Source organism: Stenotrophomonas maltophilia R551-3 (genome assembly GCF_000020665.1).
GTDB classification, from domain to species: Bacteria; Pseudomonadota; Gammaproteobacteria; order Xanthomonadales; family Xanthomonadaceae; genus Stenotrophomonas; species Stenotrophomonas maltophilia_L.
This window is the reverse complement of record NC_011071.1, coordinates 3,665,067-3,687,238: the sequence shown is the minus strand read 5'-3', so window position 1 is coordinate 3,687,238 and position 22,172 is coordinate 3,665,067. Positions and strand designations below refer to the sequence as shown.

The 22,172-nt window shown below is 67.2% G+C and carries 22 protein-coding genes, 1 tRNA gene and 1 other RNA gene; 3 read left to right on the top strand and 21 right to left on the bottom strand.

The features are described 5' to 3' along the window. Window position 1: 1 nt before the first annotated feature. The 6 genes from rpiA to SMAL_RS16670 all read right to left on the bottom strand — a co-directional run bounded on the left by rpiA (window position 2) and on the right by SMAL_RS16670 (window position 2,678). Window positions 2–649, bottom strand: a complete 648-nt coding sequence (rpiA, locus tag SMAL_RS16690; RefSeq protein ID WP_012512008.1) for a ribose-5-phosphate isomerase RpiA — start codon at window positions 647–649, stop codon at window positions 2–4. 22 nt (window positions 650–671) lie between these two features. Beyond that, on the bottom strand, window positions 672–1,151 hold the full coding sequence (locus tag SMAL_RS16685) for an EVE domain-containing protein (protein ID WP_012512007.1): 480 nt from the start codon (window positions 1,149–1,151) through the stop codon (window positions 672–674). Next, window positions 1,148–1,741 (bottom strand): 5-formyltetrahydrofolate cyclo-ligase, encoded by a 594-nt coding sequence (locus tag SMAL_RS16680; protein WP_012512006.1) that lies wholly within the window; start codon window positions 1,739–1,741, stop codon window positions 1,148–1,150. The genes SMAL_RS16685 and SMAL_RS16680 overlap by 4 nt, the downstream gene beginning before the upstream one ends. A gap of 83 nt (window positions 1,742–1,824) precedes the next feature. Beyond that, a non-coding RNA gene (ssrS, locus tag SMAL_RS20905) (6S RNA) lies at window positions 1,825–2,010 on the bottom strand. A gap of 153 nt (window positions 2,011–2,163) precedes the next feature. Next, window positions 2,164–2,460 carry a cell division protein ZapA gene (locus SMAL_RS16675; RefSeq protein WP_006389797.1) on the bottom strand — a complete coding sequence of 99 codons (297 nt, stop codon included), beginning with the start codon at window positions 2,458–2,460 and terminating at the stop codon, window positions 2,164–2,166. Continuing rightward, on the bottom strand, window positions 2,457–2,678 hold the full coding sequence (locus tag SMAL_RS16670) for a TIGR02449 family protein (protein WP_005410898.1): 222 nt from the start codon (window positions 2,676–2,678) through the stop codon (window positions 2,457–2,459). The genes SMAL_RS16675 and SMAL_RS16670 overlap by 4 nt, the downstream gene beginning before the upstream one ends. 152 nt (window positions 2,679–2,830) lie before the next feature. Between SMAL_RS16670 and SMAL_RS16665 the strand changes: the two genes are divergently transcribed. Both SMAL_RS16665 and SMAL_RS16660 read left to right on the top strand, forming a co-directional pair. Then, the gene (locus SMAL_RS16665) at window positions 2,831–3,379 is read left to right on the top strand and encodes a YecA/YgfB family protein (RefSeq protein WP_012512005.1); all 549 of its coding nucleotides are present in this window, start codon (window positions 2,831–2,833) and stop codon (window positions 3,377–3,379) included. Window positions 3,380–3,384: 5 nt separating this feature from the next. Beyond that, a complete protein-coding gene (locus SMAL_RS16660; protein WP_087943715.1) occupies window positions 3,385–4,707 on the top strand; it encodes an aminopeptidase P N-terminal domain-containing protein in 1,323 nt (440 codons plus the stop codon). 221 nt (window positions 4,708–4,928) lie between these two features. Here the strand turns inward: SMAL_RS16660 and pepQ are convergent, their stop codons facing one another. From pepQ to rph, 7 genes are all read right to left on the bottom strand, one after another. Continuing rightward, window positions 4,929–6,260, bottom strand: coding sequence for a Xaa-Pro dipeptidase (gene pepQ / locus SMAL_RS16655; RefSeq protein ID WP_012512003.1), 1,332 nt, complete (start codon window positions 6,258–6,260; stop codon window positions 4,929–4,931). 75 nt (window positions 6,261–6,335) lie between these two features. Next, window positions 6,336–6,710, bottom strand: a complete 375-nt coding sequence (locus SMAL_RS16650) for a PilZ domain-containing protein (RefSeq protein ID WP_006389793.1) — start codon at window positions 6,708–6,710, stop codon at window positions 6,336–6,338. Beyond that, window positions 6,707–8,989 carry a DUF1631 family protein gene (locus SMAL_RS16645; protein ID WP_012512002.1) on the bottom strand — a complete coding sequence of 761 codons (2,283 nt, stop codon included), beginning with the start codon at window positions 8,987–8,989 and terminating at the stop codon, window positions 6,707–6,709. The genes SMAL_RS16650 and SMAL_RS16645 overlap by 4 nt, the downstream gene beginning before the upstream one ends. Before the next feature lie 203 nt (window positions 8,990–9,192). Continuing rightward, window positions 9,193–10,419, bottom strand: coding sequence for a radical SAM family heme chaperone HemW (hemW, locus tag SMAL_RS16640; protein ID WP_012512001.1), 1,227 nt, complete (start codon window positions 10,417–10,419; stop codon window positions 9,193–9,195). A gap of 56 nt (window positions 10,420–10,475) precedes the next feature. Beyond that, window positions 10,476–11,072, bottom strand: a complete 597-nt coding sequence (rdgB, locus tag SMAL_RS16635) for an RdgB/HAM1 family non-canonical purine NTP pyrophosphatase (protein ID WP_006389722.1) — start codon at window positions 11,070–11,072, stop codon at window positions 10,476–10,478. Continuing rightward, complete coding sequence (locus tag SMAL_RS16630; protein ID WP_006389719.1) at window positions 11,069–11,458, bottom strand: VOC family protein; 390 nt, start codon at window positions 11,456–11,458, stop codon at window positions 11,069–11,071. Before SMAL_RS16630 ends, rdgB begins: the two co-directional genes overlap by 4 nt. After that, window positions 11,455–12,180 (bottom strand): ribonuclease PH, encoded by a 726-nt coding sequence (gene rph / locus SMAL_RS16625; RefSeq protein ID WP_012512000.1) that lies wholly within the window; start codon window positions 12,178–12,180, stop codon window positions 11,455–11,457. Before rph ends, SMAL_RS16630 begins: the two co-directional genes overlap by 4 nt. Before the next feature lie 124 nt (window positions 12,181–12,304). Here rph and SMAL_RS16620 point away from each other — a divergent pair, with 124 nt between their 5' ends. Beyond that, on the top strand, window positions 12,305–13,165 hold the full coding sequence (locus SMAL_RS16620) for a YicC/YloC family endoribonuclease (RefSeq protein ID WP_012511999.1): 861 nt from the start codon (window positions 12,305–12,307) through the stop codon (window positions 13,163–13,165). Between the two features lie 151 nt (window positions 13,166–13,316). On the opposite strand, the gene SMAL_RS16615 is transcribed toward SMAL_RS16620, so the two are convergent. From SMAL_RS16615 to fdxH, 8 genes are all read right to left on the bottom strand, one after another. Next, window positions 13,317–14,462, bottom strand: a complete 1,146-nt coding sequence (locus SMAL_RS16615; protein WP_006389651.1) for a Fic family protein — start codon at window positions 14,460–14,462, stop codon at window positions 13,317–13,319. Between the two features lie 182 nt (window positions 14,463–14,644). Continuing rightward, the gene (selD, locus tag SMAL_RS16610) at window positions 14,645–15,724 is read right to left on the bottom strand and encodes a selenide, water dikinase SelD (protein ID WP_012511998.1); all 1,080 of its coding nucleotides are present in this window, start codon (window positions 15,722–15,724) and stop codon (window positions 14,645–14,647) included. Between the two features lie 26 nt (window positions 15,725–15,750). After that, window positions 15,751–15,846, bottom strand: a tRNA-Sec gene (locus SMAL_RS16605). Window positions 15,847–15,870: 24 nt separating this feature from the next. Next, window positions 15,871–17,802: a selenocysteine-specific translation elongation factor gene (selB, locus tag SMAL_RS16600; protein WP_012511997.1), complete on the bottom strand. Its 1,932-nt coding sequence runs from the start codon at window positions 17,800–17,802 to the stop codon at window positions 15,871–15,873. Then, a complete protein-coding gene (gene selA / locus SMAL_RS16595; protein WP_012511996.1) occupies window positions 17,799–19,223 on the bottom strand; it encodes an L-seryl-tRNA(Sec) selenium transferase in 1,425 nt (474 codons plus the stop codon). The genes selB and selA overlap by 4 nt, the downstream gene beginning before the upstream one ends. Window positions 19,224–19,226: 3 nt before the next feature. After that, window positions 19,227–20,210 carry a formate dehydrogenase accessory protein FdhE gene (gene fdhE, locus SMAL_RS16590; protein ID WP_012511995.1) on the bottom strand — a complete coding sequence of 328 codons (984 nt, stop codon included), beginning with the start codon at window positions 20,208–20,210 and terminating at the stop codon, window positions 19,227–19,229. A gap of 393 nt (window positions 20,211–20,603) precedes the next feature. Next, window positions 20,604–21,251, bottom strand: a complete 648-nt coding sequence (locus SMAL_RS16585) for a formate dehydrogenase subunit gamma (protein WP_012511994.1) — start codon at window positions 21,249–21,251, stop codon at window positions 20,604–20,606. Then, window positions 21,248–22,165 (bottom strand): formate dehydrogenase subunit beta, encoded by a 918-nt coding sequence (gene fdxH / locus SMAL_RS16580; RefSeq protein ID WP_012511993.1) that lies wholly within the window; start codon window positions 22,163–22,165, stop codon window positions 21,248–21,250. The genes SMAL_RS16585 and fdxH overlap by 4 nt, the downstream gene beginning before the upstream one ends. Window positions 22,166–22,172: the final 7 nt, after the last annotated feature.

The window sequence follows — 22,172 nt, the reverse complement described above, 5'->3', positions numbered from 1 at the left end:
GTCAGAGCACGACCGGCGGCTCGCCGCCGACGATCACCACATCGGCGCGACGGCGCGCGAACAGGCCGACGCACACCACACCCGGCAGCTGGTTGAGCTCGCGCTCCAGCTTTTCCGGATCGGTGATCTGCAGGTTGTGGATGTCCAGGATCTGGTTGCCGTTGTCGGTCACCACGCCTTCGCGCCAGGTCGGCTGGCCGCCGGTCATGTCGCGGATCTGGCGGGCGATCAGGCTGCGCGCCATCGGAATCACCTCCACCGGCAGCGGGAATTTACCCAGCACCGGCACCTGCTTGCTCGGGTCGACGATGCAGATGAAGCGCTCGCTGGCCTCGGCGATGATCTTCTCGCGGGTCAGCGCGGCACCGCCGCCCTTGATCAGGCACTTGTTGGCATCGCACTCATCGGCGCCGTCCACGTACAGCGACAGATTGCCGCTGTGGTTCAGCTCGATCACCTCGATGCCGTGCTGCTTCAGGCGCGCGGTGCTCTGTTCGGAGCTGGACACGGCACCCTTGATGCGGTGCTGGATGCGGGCCAGGGCATCGATGAAATAGGCCACGGTGGAACCGGTGCCGACACCGACGATCATGCCGTCTTCAACGTACTCGATGGCTTTCTCGGCGGCCAGGCGCTTGGCTTCGGACATGGGAGAACTCTCAGGCAGGGAATCAGGATTTCTTTTCCAGCGACAGCAGCAGCTTCCACTGCGCAGCGGTCACCGGGAACACCGACAGGCGGTTGCCCTTGGCAACCAGCGGGAAGCCTTCGCCCAGCGCTTCGGCGTGCAGCTTGATCTCGTCCAGCGCGATCACCTGCTTGAGCTTGCGGTCGAAGGCCACGTCCACCAGCATCCAGCGCGGGTTCTCGCGCGTGCTCTTGGGGTCGTGATAGTCGGATTTCGGGTCGAACTGGGTGTCGTCCGGGTAGGCCGTGCTGGCCACCGTGGCCAGGCCGACGATGCCCGGCACCTTGGTATTGGAGTGGTAGAACAGGATGCCGTCGCCGACCTGCATGCCATCGCGCATGAAGTTGCGCGCCTGGTAGTTGCGCACCCCGTTCCAGGGTTCGACCTTGACCTTGGCCAGGTCATCGATGGAGAAGGCGTCCGGTTCGGACTTCATCAGCCAGTAGCGCTTGCGGGCGGTCATGCGTTCACGGGGGCAGCGGAGGGGAACAGGGTGCCGTCTTCGGTGCAGATCGCATCCACCGGCACGTCCCACGACGCCACCGGCAAGGACTCGACCTGCTGCACCGCGAACGCAGCGCCGACCAGCCAGGGCGGCGCCGGCCGGTCGTGGCGGAAGGCGAAGCTGCGATCATACCAGCCGCCTCCCATGCCCAGCCGCCGGCATTGGGTGTCGAAGCCCACCAGCGGGGTCACCACCAGCGCCATCTGCGCGGGTTCCAGGGTGTCTTCCACGGTCACATCCGGCTCGGGGATGCCGTAACGGTTGCTGGTCAGCGGTTGCCCGGGCCGCCACGGCGCGAAGCGCAGTACGTCGCCGGCCAGTACCGGCAGGCAGTAAGTGAGTCCTTCGGGCAGCTGCAGTTGCCAGCGGTGCAGGGCGATTTCGCCATCCAGCGCCCAGTAGCCGGCCACGGCGCCTTCGCACGGGGCGAACGGCAGGGCCAGCAGGGCATCGGCGAGGGATTCGGCGGCGGCGATGCGCTCACCGGCGGAAAGGTCGCGGCGGCGTTGCCGCAGGTCGTGGCGCAGGGCCTGGCGCGGGTCGGTCATGGCAGCGTGCGGCAAGGATCAGCCGTCATTGTGCCGGAAAGAACAAGGGCGACGCCCGAAGACGCCGCCCTTGCTGGAATATTGCATTCTCCGCAATGTCGATGCATGCGAAACGACCTTGAACCCGGGGGCTCAAGTGGGAACGCTGGAGAACCATCGGGCTTCCCGCTACAAGGCGGACCTGCACTCCCGGCGCTGTCGCGCTCCCGGTGTCGTTCTTAAGGGACAAGGCGAATGTTTGCACATGCCGTCGAGTACCGCAGAGAACGCGTGGCCATTATAGCCAGCACGCAGGATCTGGATAGGCCGTTCGTCGGCAACAGTCCGTGCCAATTCAGATATGAGAAAAGGGGACGGAGGGGATTAAGACGTTTCCAGCGCAGAAGGGGCGAATGCGCCTTAATCCCCTCCGTCCCCTTTTTCTATGGGGTGCCGTCGATCGCGCGGTCCAGACGCCGGTTCAGGTCGGCCAGCGTCTGCTGCAGCGCCACCGCCTGGCGGGCGTTTTCGTCGCGCAGCAGCTGCAGTTCGTGGGCCAGGTTCAACGCGGCCAGCACCGCAATGCGGTCCACCGCGGCCATGCGGTTGCTGCCTCGGATCTCGCGCATGCGTGCATCGAGCAGGCGCGCGGCGGCCATCAGGCTGTCGCGTTCATCGCCGCCGACACCCACGGTGTATTCACGATCGAGGATGCGGACACTGACCGGTTCGGCGCTCATGTGTGCTGCTCCAGGGATTTGAGCCGGCTGATCATTGCTTCCACCCGCGAGCGCGCCTGTTCGTTCTTGGCCAGCAGCGTGGAGCGCTCGGCCACCAGTTGTTCCTGCTGATGGCGCAGGCTGCGGTTCTCCTCGGCCAGCCGCTGGTTGCGTTCAAGCAACGCTTCCACGCGGGCGGCGAAGTCCTGCAGCTGGGCAAGGGGATCGGCGGGTTCCATGCGGGCACGATAGGCAAGCGGGGCAAGGGCGGTCAAGCGCTGTCGCAGCAAGGCCCGGCGGCCACGGGGAGGAGGCCGTCGGGTTGCTACACTAGGCGGTCTCACGGGCGCGCGCGTGCGCTCCTGGTTTCCTTATCCGAACGAGCCGCACGATGACCGAACTTCCCTCCGTCGACGACGTTACCCGCGCCAGCCAGGAGCTGGGCCTGGGCGCCACCGCTGCCGAGCTGCACGGCGCACTGTGCGGCTGGCTGGCCGCCGGCGGCGCCCCTGGCAACGACTGGCCGGCGCGCGTGCTGGCCGACGACAACCTGCCGCCGGTGGCCGCCGACAGCGTGCTGGCACAGCTGCTGCAGGTCACCATCAGGCAGCTGGAAGACCGCGACTTCGCCTTCGAGCTGCTGCTGACCGACAACGACGACGTGGCCGCGCAGGCCGATGCCATGTTCGCCTGGACCCGCAGCTTCCTCGGCGGCTTCGGCCTGGGCAGTGGTGGCCATCGCCCGGCGCTGTCCGAAGAGGGCGAGGAAGCGCTGAACGACATGGCCAGCCTGGCCCGCGCCTCCAGCGAGGATTTCGAGGCCGGTGGTGACGATGACGACGAAGCACTGTCGGAGATCGAGGAGTTCATCCGCGTGGCGGTGCTGTTGCTGCACGGTGACGTGGTGCTGGCCTCGCGCCATCGGCAGCGCCTGAACTGATGGATATCAAGCAGCGCACCGGCATCGCGGCCGGCGAGTACAAGCGTCGCCGCCGCCAGCTGATGGACATGGCCGGCGAGGACGCGATCCTGGTGCTGCCCGCCGCGGCCGAGAAGGTGCGCAGCCTGGATACACATTACCCGTTCCGGCAGGATTCGGATTTCCAGTACCTGAGCGGCTTCCCGGAACCGGAAGCGGTGCTGGTGCTGATTCCCGGCCGTCGCCACGGCGAGGCGATCCTGTTCTGCCGCGAGCGCGACGCCGAGCGCGAAGCCTGGGACGGTGGGCGTGCCGGCCAGGAAGGCGCGGTGGCGCAGTACGGCATGGACGATGCCTATCCGATCGATGATCTGGACGAGATCCTGCCGGGCCTGCTGGAAGGGCGTTCGCGCGTCTATTACCACTTCGGCCGCGATGCCGACTTCGACCTGAAGCTGATCGGCTGGGTCAACCGCGTTCGTTCGCAGGTGCGCCACGGTGCGCAGCCGCCACATGAGTTCCTGGAGCTGGGCCATCTGCTGCATGAGCAGCGCCTGTTCAAGTCCGGTTCGGAAGTGGCGCTGATGCACCACGCCGCGCAGATCAGCGTGCGCGCACATCTGGCGGCGATGAAGGCGGCGAAGGCGGGCATCCACGAGTACGAACTGCAGGCCGAACTGGAGCGGGTGTTCCGTGCCAGCGATGCGGTGCCGGCGTACTGCAGCATTGTCGGTGCCGGCCGCAACGGTTGCATCCTGCATTACCGCGACAACAACGCACGTTCGCGTGACGGCGAGCTGGTGCTGATCGATGCCGGTGCCGAGTACCGTGGCTATGCCAGCGACATCACCCGCACGTTCCCGGTGAACGGCCGTTTCAGTGCCGAACAGCGCGCGCTGCACGACCTGGTCGGCGATGCACAGGCCGCGGCACTGGCCCAGGCCAAACCGGGCGTGGCTTACGAGTTGGGTCACCTGGCGGCGGTGCAGACCCTGACCGAAGGCCTGCTGCGGCTGGGCCTGCTGAAGGGCACGCTGGAAAAGAACCTGTCCGAGGGCCTGTACCAGCGCTTCTACCGGCACAAGACCGGGCACTGGATCGGCATGGACGTGCACGACGTGGGCGACTACCGCCTGGCCGGCGATTCGCGCCTGCTGGAGCCGGGCATGGCGTTCACCATCGAGCCGGGGCTGTACATCGGCGTGGACGATACGACGGTGGAACCGCGCTGGCGCGGTATCGGCATCCGCACCGAGGATGATGTGCTGATCACCGATGACGGCCATCGCGTGCTGACCGAGGGCCTGGCGCGCAGCGCTGACGAGATCGAAGCGGTGATGGCGGGGTAAGGGGTTTCGGCAGGGCTTGCAGCCCTGCACCCGCAGAGGCAACAGCCAAAGCCAAGGCCAAAGCGGGCTATCCGTGGGATGGCGGGGCACTGTGGGTTTGCGGGGACGCCGTGAATCCATCCCTGGAGGCTTGGTCGCCGCATCCATGCGGCTCACACCCCGTAAACCCACCCCGCCCGGCCAAGCGCGGCTTCTGATTTCAGCGACCAACCACGAGGGGCTCAGCCGTTCGCCGCCGCAAACACCGGCCGCGTCAGGTTGTCCGCTTCGCCCTCGGTGCACAGCACTTCGTCTTCGATGCGGATGCCGCCATACGGACGGAAGAAGTCCACGCGGTCCCAGTTGATCGCATCGCCATGACCGGCGTCCTTCACTTCATTCAACAGCATGTCGATGAAGTACAGGCCGGGTTCGATGGTCACCACCATGCCCGGTTCCAGCACGCGGGTCAGGCGCAGGTACGGATGGCCGGCCGGGCGCTCGATGCGGCCACCTTCGTCGCTGGCCGCGAAGCCGGCCACGTCGTGCACCTGCAGGCCGATCAGATGGCCGATGCCGTGCGGGAAGAACGCGGCGCTGACGCCGGTCTCCAGTGCGGTCTGCGGCGACACCTTGATCACGCCGAAGTCCTTCAGTACGCCCATCAGCGAAAGGTGCGCGTCCACGTGCAGCTGCTTGTAGTCGAAGCCCGGGCGCACCGCCGCGCACATCTGCTGCTGCGCGGCATCGACAGCAGCGATCATCGCCGCGAACTCGTCGTGGCCGCGCGCGGCGTAGGTACGGGTGATGTCGCTGGCGTAGCCGTGCGCGCTGGCGCCGGCATCGATCAGGAAGCTGCGCAGCGGCTGCGGCGCCTTGCGGCCCAGCTCGGTGTAATGCAGCACGGCGGCGTGTTCGTTCAGCGCCACGATGTTGCCGTACGGCAGCTCGGTGGCATCCTGGCCCACGGCCTGGCAGTACGCCATGTGGATGCTGAACTCGTCGGCGCCGTTGCGGAACGCAGCCTCGGCGGCGCGATGGCCGCGCACGCCCAGCACCTGCGCCTGGCGCATCAACGCGATTTCATACGGCGTCTTGCTGCCGCGGTGCCATTCCAGGTAGTTCACCACCGGTGCCGGGTTGTTCGGCACATAACTGCCCAGCGCGCTCTGCGGCTCGCCGAGGATCGCGCAGCGCGACGGATCGGCCGGCAGCAGCGCCAGCGCCTCTTCGGGCTTGCGGATGATGTGGATGTCGAAGTGCTCCACCCACCAGCCGCTGGGTGCGTCCGGCACCACGTGCCAGTAGTCGAAGGGCTGGTGGAAAAGCACCGCCGGGCGCTTGCCCGGGGTGAACACGATCCAGCTGTTGGGCACGCGGGTCAGCGGCAGCCAGGCCTTGAACTGCGGGTTCACCGCGTACGGGTAGTCGCGGTCGTCGAACACCTGGTAGTGCAGGGTACCGCTGGGCACCACCAGATGGTCGAAGCCGCCGCGGGCCAGTGCCTGTTCGGCGCGTCGGAACAGCACGGCCAGGTGGTCGGAATACAGGGCGCCGGGGTCTTGCTGGATCATTGCGGTGGCTCGACACGGAAAACGGCCCTAGATTCTGCCGCATACCGCGAAAAACCGCTGTGCCGGAACCGGCACTCAGGCCGTCGAAAGCGGTCCCTCGTCGCTGTCCTCGCCCACCCACTGGCGCAGCAGCTGCCGATGTTCACGTGACAGGGTCAGGAAGCGGAAGCCGGTCCAGCTCTGTCCAGGTACGTGCGCCGGCTCGCTCCACAGCAGATGCACGCCGACATCGATCGCTTCCTGGCGGCCATCACCCATCGGCAGCGGGAAGCGCAGCTGGTACAGCGCATCTTCGCGCAGCGGGGCGCTGGCCAGCATCAGCATGCCGGTCTCGGAGACATTGCCGAGGCGGCCGACCACGCATTCGCGCATCTGGTCGGTGACCGGCACCAGGTCCGAGACCTGGCGGCGCGGTGCGCGGCGCGTGTCCTGCGGCGGGACGGGTTTCATGCGTGGGTCTCCTGCGTGCGATCACCGGCCAATGTGCGCAATGCGCCAAGGCTGGCCTGCCAGGCGCGGTCGACCAGCCGGCCCTTGTCCTCGGTGACCAGTTGCGCATGGCCAGCGCTGATCTGCCGGGCCAACGTATCCAGGTCGGTATCGGCGATCTTCTGCCCGCGTGCGTTGACCAGCAACGCGTGGCCAGTCAGCAGGCTGTACCAGGACAGTCGCTGGCGGCGAAGGGTGCCGTCGTCGTTGTCGATATCGAACCAGCTGCCGAACGGCAGCGTCGACAGTTGCTGGTACGCCGCTTCTTCGGAATCGCTGCGCGGTGCGTCGGCAGCGGTACCGGCGGTCGTGCCGGCATGTTCACCCAGGCGCGCGCGTGCCTTCAGGCGGGCGCTGAGTTCGGTACGCGAGGTGCTGTCATCCTCGCCACCGGGCGTGGCCAGGCGGCGGGCGACGGCAGCGGCTTCCTCGGCGTGGTAGCCAACCTGCAGCAAGGCTGCTTCGACCTCGGCGGCCAGCACCGTATCGGTGCCGACAGCGGTATCTACCGGCTGTGCGGTCACCGCTGCGATGCGCTCGGTCTGCTGCAGGCGCTCCTGCCACTGTGGTGAGTCGTCGCCATGGCGCAGCCGGGTCAGGGTCAGGGCATCGGCCCAGGCCTGGCGCAACAGGGTCTGCACGAAGCGCGGTGGCTCCTGCGCATCGCAGCACTGATCGATGCGGGCGCTGGCCTGGCGCCGGGCCAGTTCCAGCCGTTCCTTGCCGCGTGCAGCTTCCACGTGACGGCGTTCGGCCAGTTCGGCACGATGCGCGGCGGCACGCTGGTGCTGCTGCACATCTTCATTGGCAGCGGCGAAGGCTTCCGGCGCGCGTGCATCCTGGCCGAGCAGGCCCTGCACGCTCTGCGCCATGCGCTGCAGCAGCTGCGGGTCGACATCATCGTCGCCCAGCCAGTTGGCGCCGACCTCGGCGATCTGGTTGAGCAGCTCGCGCGCGGGATGTTCGTCGCGTACGAAGAAGCCCGGGTCGGCCATCGCAGCACGCGCCAGCGGTACCTGCAGGCGCGCCAGCAATGCGGCGGGCACCGGGTCGGGGCGCTGTTGCTGTTGCACCTGCTGCATCAACAGGCGCAGCAGGTCGAGGTTGTCGCGGTCGTGGCTGCCGAGCTGGGCCTGCGCGCCGTGCTCGCTGCGCAGCTGGGCGACGACGGCGGCCTGCAGGTCGGCCACGCCGGTGGCGGCACTGGACTGGGCCTGCAGGCGCGCGAGTATGGCGTCCACCGCAGCGCTGGGTACGGCGCCGCTGTCCGCGGGTGCGGCGCTGGCATGGCGTGCCTGCTGCAACAGCTCATGCAGTGCGCTGCCGGTGGACGTGGTCAATCCAGGCGTGGTGGCGGGGCCGGCAGCGCCGCCCTCGTTGAAGGCGTCCTGCACCAGGCTCGACCAGGAGCCCGAGGGGGCCGAACCGTTCCAGCCGGTCAGTGGCGCAGCGGCGCGTTTTGCGGGCTGCGTGGTGCGGCCGCCACCCACCGACTGGGTGATGATCCGCCGCGTGCTCGAGGAACGCGCCAGATAGGGGGTGTAGACCAGCCCCGGCAGCACGCCGTGCTGGGCCAGCAGTGCATTGGCGCGGTCGAGTACATCACCCAGCCGCTCCAGCACCTGCCGTTCGAAGCTGCGGTACAGCGCCAGCTGCACCTCGGCGCCAAGCGCATCCTGTTCGGCCAGTCTGCGCACCATCACGCACAGCGCCTGCGGCGCCAGTGGCAGGGTGTCGGCTTCGAAAGCCGGCGCTGCCGCCAGCACGCCCAGGCGTTGGCCCAGCAGGTTCAGCGTGTTGGTCGAGCGCAGGGTTTCCCGCCGCACCATCTCGGTCAGCAGCAGGTCGCGGTCGACGTCATGCTCGGCCACCAGCGACAGCCCCAGCATGCCGGGCAGCGGTGGCGGAGCCGCGCTGCTCGTGGCGGCGGCAGCCGGCTCGCGCAGGCGTGCCAGTGCTTCGGCAACGGCATCAAGCATGCGGTCGGCGAAGTGACCGGAGAAGGTGTGCAGCTGGCCGCGCTGGGCCATCAGTTCGGACTGCTGCTGCGGATTGCGCGCGCGGTCGGCGTCGTGCAGCAGGGTCTGCTCCAGCGCTTCGACGGTCAGGATCAGCGGCGCGGCCAGCGTTTGCCGGCACAGGCCGATCAACGCGCCCAGCAGTTCGCGCACCCGCGGTGGCAGGTCGCTGGCGGCCAGGCGGTTCTTGTCGGCAGGAGTGATGGAAAAGACAGCTGACATCGGCAGGCGGTACCCGGATTCCCGCGGATCGATCTGGTGAATCTACCGTGTCGGCCGCTGTCGGCGCTACTTTAGGGTGAATGTGCACCTTGTTCGCCGGGCCATGCCCGGTGGATGAACGGTAGTGCCGGCCGCTGGCCGGCAACTCTGTCTTTATCGGATTGCCGGCCAGCGGCCGGCACTACCCGTTACGGCGGAAGGGATCATTCCTCCAGGAACAGGCTCACCACATCGTTGGTGAAACGCCGGCCCAGCTCGGTCGGCTGCACATGGCCATCCGTCACGTCCAGCCAACCGCGCTGCACGGCCTCGGCCAGCGGCGCATCGAGCACGCTGCGCGGCAGCCCGGTGCGCGACTCGAAATCGCGCAGGCCAAAGCCTTCATGCAGGCGCAGCAGATTCAGCATGTACTCGAACGGCAGGCGCTCGGGCGCGATCACCTCGTCACCGCCGAACGAGGCTGGCGTGCCAGCGCTGTCCAGGTAGGCCTGCGGATGCTTCAGTTTCCAACGCCGCAGCACGTGTTCCTCGGCACCGGAGCTGATCTTGCCGTGCGCGCCGGCACCGATGCCGAGATAGTCGCCAAAGCGCCAGTAGTTCAGGTTGTGCGCGCTCTGCCGGCCGGGGCGGGCGTAGGCACTGACTTCGTACTGGCCGAAACCGGCCTGCGCCAGCAGCGCCTGGCAGTGCTCCTGCATGTCCCAGGCGTTGTCTTCATCGGGAATGCCCTGCGGCGGCCGCGCGAAGAACACCGTGTTCGGTTCCAGGGTCAGCTGGTAGTGCGAGATGTGCGCCGGCTGCAGCGCGAACGCGCGTTCCAGATCAGCCTCGGCACCGGCCAGGGTCTGTTCCGGCAGTGCGTACATCAGGTCGATGTTGAAGTTGTCATAGCCCGCGTCCTGCGCCATTTTCACCGCGCGCTCGGCCTCGCCACTGTCGTGGATGCGGCCCAGGCGCTTGAGCATCGCATCGTCGAAACTCTGGATGCCGAAGCTGAGGCGGTTCACGCCGGCTGCGCGATAGCGGTCGAAGCGGCCGTGTTCGGCGGTGCCCGGGTTGGTTTCCAGGGTGATTTCGGCATTGGGCGCGAAGCGCAGGCGTGCGCTGGCCTGCTGCAGGAAGCGGTCGATCGCTTCCGGCGGGAACAGGCTGGGCGTACCACCACCGAAGAACACGCTGTGCACCACCCGGCCCCAGACCAGCGGCAGGTCCTGGTCGAGGTCGCGCAGCAGCGCATCGATGTAGGCATCGAACGGCAGCTCGCCCTTGGCCTGGTGCGAATTGAAATCGCAGTACGGGCATTTGCGCACGCACCACGGCAGGTGCACGTACAGCGACAGCGGCGGTGGCACCAGTCGCGGCGGGCTGTCGTGGTCAGCGGAGCAGGCTTCGCCGGGCAGGTGGTTGCAGTGGTCGTGGGCGTGCGGCATGGGCTTCTTCGGTAGTGCCGGCCGCTGGCCGGCTTCCCTGGTTCGATCGGGTGGCGTCAGTACAGCGTCGCCAGCTGCTGCTTGAGCTGTTGCAGGGCGAGGGCACGGTGGCTGATGGCGTTCTTCAGTGCCGGCTCCATCTCCGCGGCGGTCAGGCCGTGGGTGGTATCCAGGAACACCGGGTTGTAGCCGAAACCATTCGTTCCACGCAGTTCGCGGATGATCTGCCCCTCCCAGCGACCTTCGCAGATCAGCGGTTGCGGGTCGGTGGCGTGGCGCAGCAGCACGATCACCGCATAGAAGCGGGCGTCGCGCTGGCCATCGGGTACATCGGCCATCGCCTCCAGCAGCTTGGCGTTGTTGGCCGCAGCATTGGTCGGATGGCCGGCATAGCGCGCGCTGTACAGGCCCGGTGCACCGCCGAGGGCATCGACGATCAGGCCCGAGTCATCGGCCAGCGCCGGCAGCCCGGTCGCTTCGCAGGCCGCGCGCGCCTTCAGCAGCGCGTTCTCGACGAAGGTCAGGCCGGTCTCTTCCACGTCGCCCAGGCCCAGCTCGGCGGCCGAGGTGATCTGCAGCGGCAGATCGGCGAGGATCTCCTGCATTTCCACCAGCTTGCCAGCGTTGTGGCTGGCCAGTACCAGTTGCTTCATTGACGGGGCTCCAGCAGGTCCCAGGTGTTGCCGTACAGGTCGCGGAACACCGCCACCGTTGCATAGGGTTCTTCGCGCGGCGCTTCCAGGAACTCGACCCCGGCGGCCAGCATCGCTGCGTGGTCGCGGTGGAAGTCGTCGGTGTTGAGGAAGAAGGCGACGCGACCACCGGTCTGGTTGCCGATGCGGCTGCGCTGCTCGTCGTCGCTGGCGCGTGCCAGCAGCAGTGCGGCGGCGCTGCCGTCGGTCGGGCCGACCACCACCCAGCGCTTGTGGCCCTGGTCGATGTCATCCAGCAGCGCGAAGCCCAGCTTGCCGGTGTACCAGGCAATGGCTTCGTCGTAGTCGGCCACCACCAGCGTGGTCAGGGCAAGGCGCCGGTTCATGCCGACAGCGCTGCCTGCTGCGCGTCCAGCAGCTCGCGCACGCCCTTTTCGGCCAGGCCCAGCAGCGCGTCCAGTTCGTCGCGACGGAAGGCATGGCCTTCGGCGGTGCCCTGCAGTTCGATGAAGCCACCGCCGTCGTTCATCACCACGTTCATGTCGGTGTCGCAGTCGCTGTCTTCGGCGTAGTCCAGGTCCAGCACCGGGGTGCCGCGGTAGACGCCCACCGACACCGCTGCCACGGCGCCCAGGATCGGGTTGCGCTTGATGTCGCCACGCTTCATCAGCACGTTCACCGCATCGACCAGGGCCACGTAGGCGCCGGTGATGGCAGCGGTGCGGGTGCCACCGTCGGCCTGCAGCACGTCGCAGTCGAGGGTGATGGTGCGCTCGCCCAGTGCATTGCGGTCCACGCAGGCACGCAGGCTGCGGCCGATCAGGCGCTGGATCTCCAGGGTGCGACCGCCCTGCTTGCCACGGGCCGCTTCGCGGTCGCTGCGGGTGTGGGTGGCACGCGGCAGCATGCCGTACTCGGCGGTCACCCAGCCCTCGCCCTTGCCACGCAGGAAGCCCGGCACGCGGTTCTCGACGCTGGCGGTGCACAGCACACGGGTTTCACCGAAGCAGACCAGCACCGAACCTTCGGCGTGGCGGGTGAAGCCGCGTTGGATGACGACCGGACGGAGCTGGTCGGGCTGGCGGCCGCTGGGGCGGGAATCGGACATGGTGCGGGTTCCGTAATGGCGAGGGAGTACGCCGCCACGCCCGCGGCCTTCACGGGGCGGGCAAGGGGGCTCTGGTGAGGGCGCTAGGGTACCATTCCCCCTTTGCACGCACCGGACACATTCCATGATTCGAAGCATGACCGCCTATGCCGGCGGCGAGCGGGTCACCCCGTGGGGCACGCTGGGCTGCGAGCTGCGCTCGGTCAACCACCGCTTCCTGGAGGTCGGCACGCGCCTGCCCGATGAACTGCGGGCATTGGAACCGCAGCTGCGCGAGCGCATTGCCGCGCGCCTGAGCCGTGGCAAGCTGGATCTGGTGATGCGCCTGCGCGCGCCGGAAGCCGCCGCCAACCTGCAGGTGGACGAGGCCCTGCTGGGCCAGCTGGGTCGCCTGGCGCACCGCCTGACCTCCGATTTCCCCAACCTGCAGGTCAGCTTCACCGATCTGCTGCAGCTGCCGGGCGTCACCCGCGGCGAGGCCACCGATGCTGCCGCGCTGCAGGCCGAGGCCCTTGCGCTGCTGGACCAGGTGCTGGACGGTTTCGTCGAAGCCCGTGAACGTGAAGGCGGCAAGTTGTCCGCTGCCATCAGCGAGCGCGTGGACGGCATCGAACGCATCGCCACCGAAGTGCGCACGCTGATTCCGGCCATTCGCGACGGCCAGCGCGCCAAGCTGGCCGCCCGCCTGGCTGACCTGCCGCATCCGGTCGACCCCGGCCGCGCCGAGCAGGAGTTGGTACTGTGGCTGCAGAAGCTGGATGTGGATGAGGAACTGGATCGCCTCGGCAGCCACATCGTCGAGATCCGCCGCGTGCTCAAGCAGCGCGAGCCGGTCGGCCGCCGCCTGGACTTCCTGCTGCAGGAGTTCAACCGCGAAGCCAACACGCTGGGCTCGAAGTCGGTGGACAGCCGTACGTCCAATGCGGCGGTGGAGCTGAAGGTGCTGATCGACCAGATCCGCGAACAGGTGCAGAACATCGAGTGAGAGTGCGTGGCCGGGCGTGCCGTCAGGCCATCGAAGATGCGTGCCCTGGCGGTTGGGACGAGCGTGTGATGGGGGATCGTTGATCCGCCTGGGTACGCATTAGGGGGAGATTCAACGTCTTCACTTCGATGCGCGGGCTGCGCCTACCTCCCTAGCGCTGCAGCAGTTCGGTGTATTGCTTGTAGCTGAACTGCTGGTTCCGTTTCTGATTCTCGGTACCGACAAGGACGTCAACGCTTTGCAGGACTTTGACAGCCGCACTGGCGGTGGGAAATGTCACCCCCAGCCTTTCAGCTGCAAATGTAATGGTGAAGCGCGGCATCGTAGGCAGCATTTCGAACAAGCGGATCGCCTGCACCGTGCCGTCTTTCGCAGCCATGACCTTTCTCCGGTCGGCTGCGATGAGTGAGGCGATGTCGATGATGTTTCTTTGGGCGTTCTCGGCGGCTTCGGTCGTGCAGTCGAGGAAGAAGCGGATCCAACTCTCCCAGTCGCCATCGGCGCGGATGGCCGACAGGAGCCGGTAGTACTCGGCTTGATGTTTCTTGAGTTCGCCAGAGACATAGAGCAGTGGCTCCGGCAGCAGCTTCCAGTCTTCCAGCAATGCTGCAATCAGCAAGCGGCCTATGCGCCCATTGCCATCAAGGAACGGGTGGATCGTTTCGAACTGCGCATGGATCAAGGCAATGCGGACCAGAGGAGGAAGGTCTGTCGTAGTCTCGTGGATATAGTGCTCCATCTCACCCAGCAACCGTCCGACTTCCATGTGAGGCGGGGGGACGTAAAGAGCATTGCCTGGCCGGGTACCTGCGATCCAGTTCTGGGAGCGGCGCACTTCACCAGGTAGCTTCTGCTCGCCGCGCGCACTGTTCAAAAGGATGCTATGTGCTTCGCACAGCAGGCGCGTTGAGATCGGCAGGCCCCGATCGTGCTTCAGCTGGTCTCGCACATACGCGAACGCTTGCAGGTAATTCGTCACGTCGCTAACGTCTGTGGTACTGGCCACGTCGATTCCGGATTCTTGATCCAGCAGATCCGTCAGTGTCGCCTGAGTGCCTTCCATCTGGGAGGTCAACAAGGCCTCCTTGCGGATGGAGCTGTAGATCAGCCATTCAGCAGAAGCGACCAAACCTGACATGGCGGAGAGCCGTCCCAGCGCCGCCTCGGCTGCCGCATTGGCCATGTAGCAAGCAGGGTCAAGGGGCGGCATCGTGGGCGGCAATGGATGGGGCACGAAGGCCTTGACAAGCTCGCCACCCGAATCGGTGGTGGTATAAGTGCCGGTGGTCCTGGGCATTTGCGCTCCTGGCGAGGCGTTGTTAAAGGGATCTTTAAGAATCCCGGCCACTATTAAAGCATGCTTTAATAGTGATGAGATTGCTCTCAGTGGCACGTTATCTGAGCAAGCCGATGAAGTGGTGCCGCCGCCATGGCTGCGGATCTCATCGACGGGAGACGCGCGCCCGAGGCAAGAACATCTCAAACCACGCTGACGCCCGGCGCTCCCTCGCTCAAGCGCCCCACCACGGCCGCCTGGCCGAACCCGGCGTCGTGGAAGCAGGCCAGTACCGCATCCACCGCCTCCGGGGCGCAGGACACCAGCAGGCCACCACTGGTCTGCGGGTCGGTCAGCAGTGGCTGCCAGTGCGCCGCCGTGCCCTCGGCGAAACGCACCTCGGCGCCATACGAGGCCCAGTTGCGGTTGGAGGCGCCGGTCACGCAGCCGCGTTGCAGCAGGTCCAGCGTCTGCGGCAGCAACGGGATCTGCGCGCTGTCCACCTCGGCGGCCACGCCACTGGCGCGGCACACTTCCAGCAGGTGGCCGAGCAGGCCGAAACCGGTGACGTCGGTCATCGCGTGCACGCCGTCCAGCGCGGCAAGGGGCATGCCCACGCTGTTCAGGCGTGTGGTCGACTCGACCATTTGCCGGTAGCCCTCGGCATCCAGTACTTCTTTTTTCAGTGCTGACGAATACACGCCCACCCCCAATGGCTTGCCCAGCACCAGCACGTCATCGGCGCGGGCATCGGCATTGCGCTTGAGCCGTTGCGGATCGAGCACACCAATGGCAGCCAGGCCGTAGATGGGTTCCACCGAATCGATGCTGTGGCCGCCGGCCACCACGATGCCGGCATTGGCGCAGGCGCGTTCGCCGCCCTGCAGGATGCCGCGGATGGTGTCCTGCGGCAGGGTATTGATCGGCATGCCGACGATGGCCAGCGCGAACAATGGCCGCGCGCCCATCGCGTACAGATCCGACAAGGCATTGGTGGCAGCGATGCGGCCGAAGTCGAACGGGTCGTCGACGATCGGCATGAAAAAATCGGTGGTGGCGACGATCGCCTGGTGGTCATCGAGGCGGTACACCGCGGCGTCGTCGCTGGTCTCGCGGCCGACCAGCAGTTCGACCGGTGCGGGAAGTGCCGGAACCCCGCGCAGCAGTTCGGTCAGCACACCCGGCGCGATCTTGCAGCCGCAGCCGCCGCCATGCGCGAGAGACGTCAGTCGTTGCGGGGCATCGGCCGTTGAAGGAGCGGGGGACTGCGCGTGCGTGGCCATGCCGACATCTCCTGCGGAAACACGAATGGCGGAAGGCAGCAGGAGTCGAACCTACCAGGGAACGATCGACGCCCCCTACTGGGTTTGAAGCCCAGCCGCATGCCCGGATGCGCATGCCTTCCGAAAGTACCGCGATGCCGGTGGGCTCAGTCGCGCGCTTCGTTCCACTGCAGGTCGCCGCGCGGCCGATGCTGGTCACCGACGCGTCGAGTGTAGCCAACGCGATTGAAGAACTCCAAGATCTGGATGCTGCGTTTGCGGCCCAGCCCGATGGCATCGCGGAACGCCGCCGCATCCACCGTGCCGCTGGCCTGTGACAGCTGCGCGACGATCGCGGCCAGCTCGGCGATGCGGGCCGGTGCATAGAACAGGTCGGGCACCACCTGGAACAGTTCACCACGCGCGGCAGCGCGGCGCAGGACCGCGCGGACCTCATCCTCGGGCAGGCCGATGTCGGCCGCCAGGGTACGTACCCATGGCGGATCGAAACCGCCCGCGTGCAGTTGTGGCAGCACGCGTTCGAGCAGCAGGCGTTCGCGTTCCGGCGGTGCGTGATCGTGGCCGGGCAAGCGCCACCATGCACCCGCGCGCTGCACGCTGCCATCGTCGAGCAGATCCTGCAGCAGGGCGTTCCACAGGCTGGTTGCCAACGCGGGCAGGGTGCTGCGCTGCAGGCGTCCACTGTCGACGCCGGGTTCGTCCGGGCGTCGTTCATGCCAGTCGCACAGCGAGGTGAGCACCTGTTCGCGCAGCGCCTGCCAGTGCGGGGCAAGAATGATCACCGTGTCTTCGCGGGTAGCGATGCGGCGCGCGTCGTCGGGCAGGTCGATCCGGTCGGCGGCGCGCCGGCAGTAGCGCTGCAGAGCGCCGAGGGGGATGCCGGAAGGGGCCTGCCGCAGCAGCGGGCCAACCCCTGCTCCGGCCGCCAGTTGCTCCAGTGCACCCAGCAAAGCAAGGCGAGCCAGGCTGCGCCGACGCCGCTGCGGGGGATCTGGATCGAGCACAACACCACCGCCCAGGGTACGGGTCGCGGCCGAATCGCGGGCAATGAAGCGGTCACCGCACATCGCGCAGACCGGTGCATCGAACACCAGCTGCACGAGCTGACCATCGCCGTGGTCATGGTCCTCCAGCAGCACCACGTGGGCCTGCCGGTGCATCGTTCCCCAGTGGATATGCAGTGGCGCCCAGTCGCGCAGGGGGGCTTCCCGCGCGGAAAGCCGCAGGCGCACGTCGACGCGGGTGGTGGCCAGCAGCGCACGCGGGTCGGCGATCCAGTCACCGCGCGTGATGTCGTCGCGGGCGATGGCGGCCAGGTTCAGCGCGCAGCGCTGCCCCGCCACCGCCTGTTCGCTGGCCTGGTTCTGCGCGTGGATGCTGCGCACGCGAACGTCGGTGGCGGCCGGCATCAGCTGCAGATGTTCGCCAACAGCAGCCACGCCGCCATGCACTGCGCCGGTCACCAGCGTGCCGTGGCCGGCCAGCGAGAACACGCGGTCCACCGGCATGCGGAACAGTTCGCTGCGCAGTTCGGCCTGGCGCGTGCTGGCATCGTCCGCAGCCCACGCGTGCAGGCGGGCACGCAGTGCGCTGACACCTGTGTCTTCAGGTGACGTGCTGTTACAGGCGAACACGGGGGCGTCCTGCAGTGGCGTGCCGGCCAACAGTGCAGCGATCTCGATTTCGACCCGGGCGAGGCGTGCGGCATCCACGCGGTCGATCTTGGTCAGCGCCACCGCGGCACGGTCTACGCCCAGCAGCTGCAGGATCGCCAGATGCTCGCGGGTCTGCGGCATCACACCGTCGTCGGCGGCGATCACCAGCAGGGCGACATCGATACCAGTGGCGCCGGCCACCATCGTATGCACGAAGCGCTCGTGGCCTGGCACGTCGACGAAGCCCAGCGTCGCAGCCGGGCCTTCGGCGTCCCTGCTTTCCACCGGGACATAGGCATAGCCCAGTTCGATCGATATACCGCGCGTTCGCTCTTCCTGCAGACGATCGGTCTCGATGCCGGTCAGTGCGCGTACCAGGCTGGTTTTGCCATGGTCGATATGCCCGGCGGTGCCGACGATCATGCCTGCAGCGTGCTCCATTGCGCGAGGAAGTCGGCTTCGTCCGCAGGCTCGAGACAGCGCAGGTCCAGCCACAATGCGTCATCGGCGATGCGGCCCAGTACCGGCCGTGGCAGCTGGCGCAGGCGCTTGGCCAGGCGATCCAGTCCGCCTCGGCGTGTACTGGTGATGCGCAGTCCGGCACTGGCCAGCTGTGCCTGCGGTTGCGCACCGCTGCCGATCTGGCTGTGCATCGCCGCGCGTTCAAGGCCGTACTCCGATGCCAACCCGTCTTGCATCGGCCGCAGCAGGCGCTGTGCCTGCGCATCGATGTCGTCCTGCGTGCGCGACAGGGTGCGCAGGGTCGGCAGCCTGTGCGCCAGCAGCTCCGGTTCGCGGTACAGGGCCAGCACCGCTTCCAGCGCGGCCAGCCCCATCTTGTCCATGCGCAGCGCCCGCTTCAGCGGGTTGCGGTTGATCCGTGCGATCAGGTCGGCGCGACCGGCGATGATGCCGGCCTGCGGTCCGCCCAGCAGCTTGTCACCGCTGAACGAAACCAGGTCGGCACCGGCCGCCAGCGTTTCCTGTACGGTCGGCTCGTGCGGCAGGCCGAACAGGGCCAGATCACACAGGCTGCCGCTGCCCAGGTCCACCACCAGCGGCAGGCCATGCTCGTGCGCGATCGTCGCCATCTTCGCGGTCTCGACCTTGGCGGTGAAACCGGTGATCGCGTAGTTGCTGGCGTGCACCTCCATCAGCAGCGCGGTGCGCGCACCAATGGCGTTGGCGAAGTCGGCCGGATGGGTGCGGTTGGTCGTACCCACTTCCAGCAGCCGCGCGCCGGCGCTGCGCATCACATCGGGAATGCGGAAGGCACCGCCGATCTCCACCAGTTCGCCGCGCGACACCACCACGTCGCGGCGGTTGGCCAGGCTGTTGAGCAGCAGCAGGACCGCTGCCGCATTGTTGTTGACCACGGTAGCGGCTTCGGCGCCGGTCAATTCGCAGACCAGCGCCTGCACCCGCGCATCGCGGTCGCCGCGGCGGCCACGGCTGATGTCGAATTCCAGATCGACCGGTGCGGTCATCGCGCGGGTCACCGCCCGTACCGCAGCCTCGGGCAGCAGGGCGCGGCCCAGATTGGTGTGCAGTACGGTGCCGGTCAGGTTGTACATCGGCTGCAGGTCCAAGCGTGCATCGGCGGCGAACGCTGCGTTGAGTGCGGCGACCAGCGCTGGGCCGTCCACCGCCTGTTGCAGTTGCTCGGCGGACAACTGCCCGCTGCTGATCCGATCGCGTAGCTGCTGCAGGTGCGAACGCAGCAGCTGGGTGATGCGGCTGCGTCCGTGGCCTTCAATCAGTTCGGACAATGCCGGCAGTCGCAGCAGCCGATCCAGCGAGGGCAGGGCAGCGGCGGATGCCGGAGCAGGAGGCGTGCGTGGCATCGGTCAGTCGCCGTCGGCCTGCCACAGCAGCGGGTTCTGGCTGGCACGCGCGTAGCCTTCCTCGCCCAGCAGCAGGTCCAGTGCGAGGGTGCCCAGATCGTCGGCCACCGGTTCCAGCATCGGGTCTTTTTCCAGGTACAGGATCTTGCGGTAACTGTGGCAGTGGTCGCAGGTCTCGGCGCGCACTGCGCTTTCGCGCACGGCGTGGCCGGCGTCGCCATCCACATCGGCCAGTGCACGGTAGGCGATGTCCTTGCCGGCGGTGCCGCATTGGCTGCACTGCACGCGCACGTAGTGCCACTGGCAGGCGCACAACGCGCACGACAGGTAGCGATAGGACGCATAGGGTGGGCGTGCCTGCACCACGCTTACCACCGGCAGGGTGCCGCACAGCGGGCACAGCCCGGGTGCATCGGCCAGCGGCTTCAGATCGGCCGGGCGGAAGCTCTCGGCCAATACCACCCAGTACACCTGCAGCGCCGTCATCACCAGCAGCGCAGCCACCGCATCCAGCGACGGCGCGTCGTCCCGCTCCAGCACCGCGTGCGCCTGCGCATCCAGCCACGCGTCATCGGCAGCGGCAACGCGTTGCAGTTCCTGGCGGGTTTCCGCCGGCAGGCCGGCTTCATCGGCACAGTGTTGGCACAGCGTGCGCAACCATCCGCGCCAGCGGTCGTCGAGCTGCAGGGTGTTGGCGGGACGCAGCGGCATGCCGGCGCCGGCCGCAGCGCTCGACTGCTGCGCGCGCGCCTGTACCTGCAGCGCTTCACGTTGCTGCGGCGTCAATTCATCCAGCAGCGCCTGCTGCGCTTCGGCCAACGCCGCCAGCAACTGCAGGTAACCGCCGATGGCACTGTGCGCGGCCAGGCTGCGCAGGCGTGCTGCGCGATCGGAGAACAGGGACGCAGCATCGGGCAGGATGATGCGCGGAACATCGCGCGAGGCCAGCGTCTCGATTTCACCGGGTTCAAGGATGCGTTGCGCCATGCAGGGCCAGCCGGAAGAACCAGCCTCCATCCTCGCCGTTGTCGGCGCTGGCGTCCAGCGTGCTGCCGGCCATTTGAAAGGTTGGGGTCAGATCCGTTTTCCTCTGGAAAACGGATCTGACCCCATCGGTTGTTGCCGTGTTCATCGTGTCGACCAAGGTCGACACCCACCAAGAGCAACGCAGAACGCCGTCCCGACAGATCGCAGGAAACTGTCGAAGGCGGGGTGGGTCCGGTTGCGGGGGCGTGAGCCGCATGGATGCGGCGACCGAGCTTACATGGACGTACTTGCAGCGTCCCCCGCAACCGGACCCACTCCGCCATCCCCAGGAAACCCGCTTTTGCCGTTGACGTTGACGTTGATTTTGCGGGTGCAGGGCCGCAGGCCCTGCCGTCAACCCTCTCCCCGCCGTCCGCGCAGGATGTCCCGGAACCACTGCCGGTGGTGCTTGTACGCCCACCCATAGGTCACCTTGCCCTGGGTCATCGCCCGCACCGAACCCTTGATCCAGATCGCCGCGTAGATGTGCACCACGATCGCGCAGATCAGCACCCAGCCGAACAGCGCATGGGCAAGCACCGAGAAGCGGATCGCCCCGATCGGGAAGAAGTGGCTGAAGTACTGCCGCCAGATCACGAAGCCGGTCAGCAGCAACGCCGACAGGCAACCGATGATGGCCCAGAACAGCAGCTTCTGGCCGGCATTGAAGCGGCCTACCGGCGGCAGTTTCTCGTCCTCGTTGCGCAGCACATCGCGCATGCCGCGCATCCACTTGCCATCGTCGGCGGTCGGCAGGTTGTCGCGCCACATGCGGAACGCCAGCAAGGCGAAGCCCACCACCATCACCAGGCCGATGAACGGGTGCAGGATGCGCGTCCACGGCCCCCCGCCGAACAGCTGGGTCAGCGGGAACAGGGCAGGGTGGAACAGGGCCAGCCCGGACAGCGCCGTCAGCACGAAGCAGATCGCCACGATCCAGTGGTTGATGCGGGTCGGCGCGCGGTAGCGCACGATCTGCCGCGGGTGCGGGGCGTACTTCATGGCCGCTGCTCCTCTTCGATCTTCTTCGCCTCGTGCTCGGCCTCCTCCTCTTCCTCATCGTTCACCGTGTTGCGGCCGATGCCGATGTAATGCAGGAAGCCGGCGAAGGCGGTGGCGGCAATCGCCAGCACGCCCAGCGGTTTGGCGACGCCCTTCCACACTTCCACCATCGGGCTGATGCGCGGGTCCTTGGGCAGGTCGGCGTACAGCTCGGGCTTGTTCACGTGCTGCAGCACATACATCACATGGGTGCCACCCACGCCCTGCGGGTCGTACAGACCAGCGTTCTCGTAGCCACGGGATTTCAGGTCTTCCACGCGCCCGGCGGCATGCTCGGTCATCGCCTGCTTGCTGCCGAAGGTGATCGCACCGGTCGGGCAGGTCTTCACGCAGGCCGGTTCCTGGCCCACCGCCACCCGGTCCGAACACAGCGTGCACTTGTAGGCCTTGTGGTCCTTCTTGGAAATGCGCGGCACGTCGAACGGGCAGCCGGTCACGCAGTAGCCGCAGCCGATGCAGTTCTCTTCCTGGAAGTCGACGATACCGTTGGCGTACTGGATGATCGCACCCGGCGACGGGCAGGCCTTCAGGCATCCCGGGTCGGCGCAATGCATGCAGCCTTCCTTGCGGATCAGCCACTCCAGCTTGCCCTTCTCGTCCTCGTACTCGCGGAACTTCATCACCGTCCACGACTGGTCGCTCAGGTCGGGCGGGTTGTCGTAGCTGCCAACGCAGCTGCCGACCTCGTCGCGCAGGTCGTTCCACTCCATGCAGGCGACCTGGCAGGCCTTGCAGCCGATGCACTTGCTCACATCGATCAGCTTGGCGACCTGGCCGGTATGCGCACCACGTGCCTCCGGCGAGGGCGTGGTGGTGGCCGAGCGGCGGATGATATCCAGGGATTGCAGTGACATGGCGTGT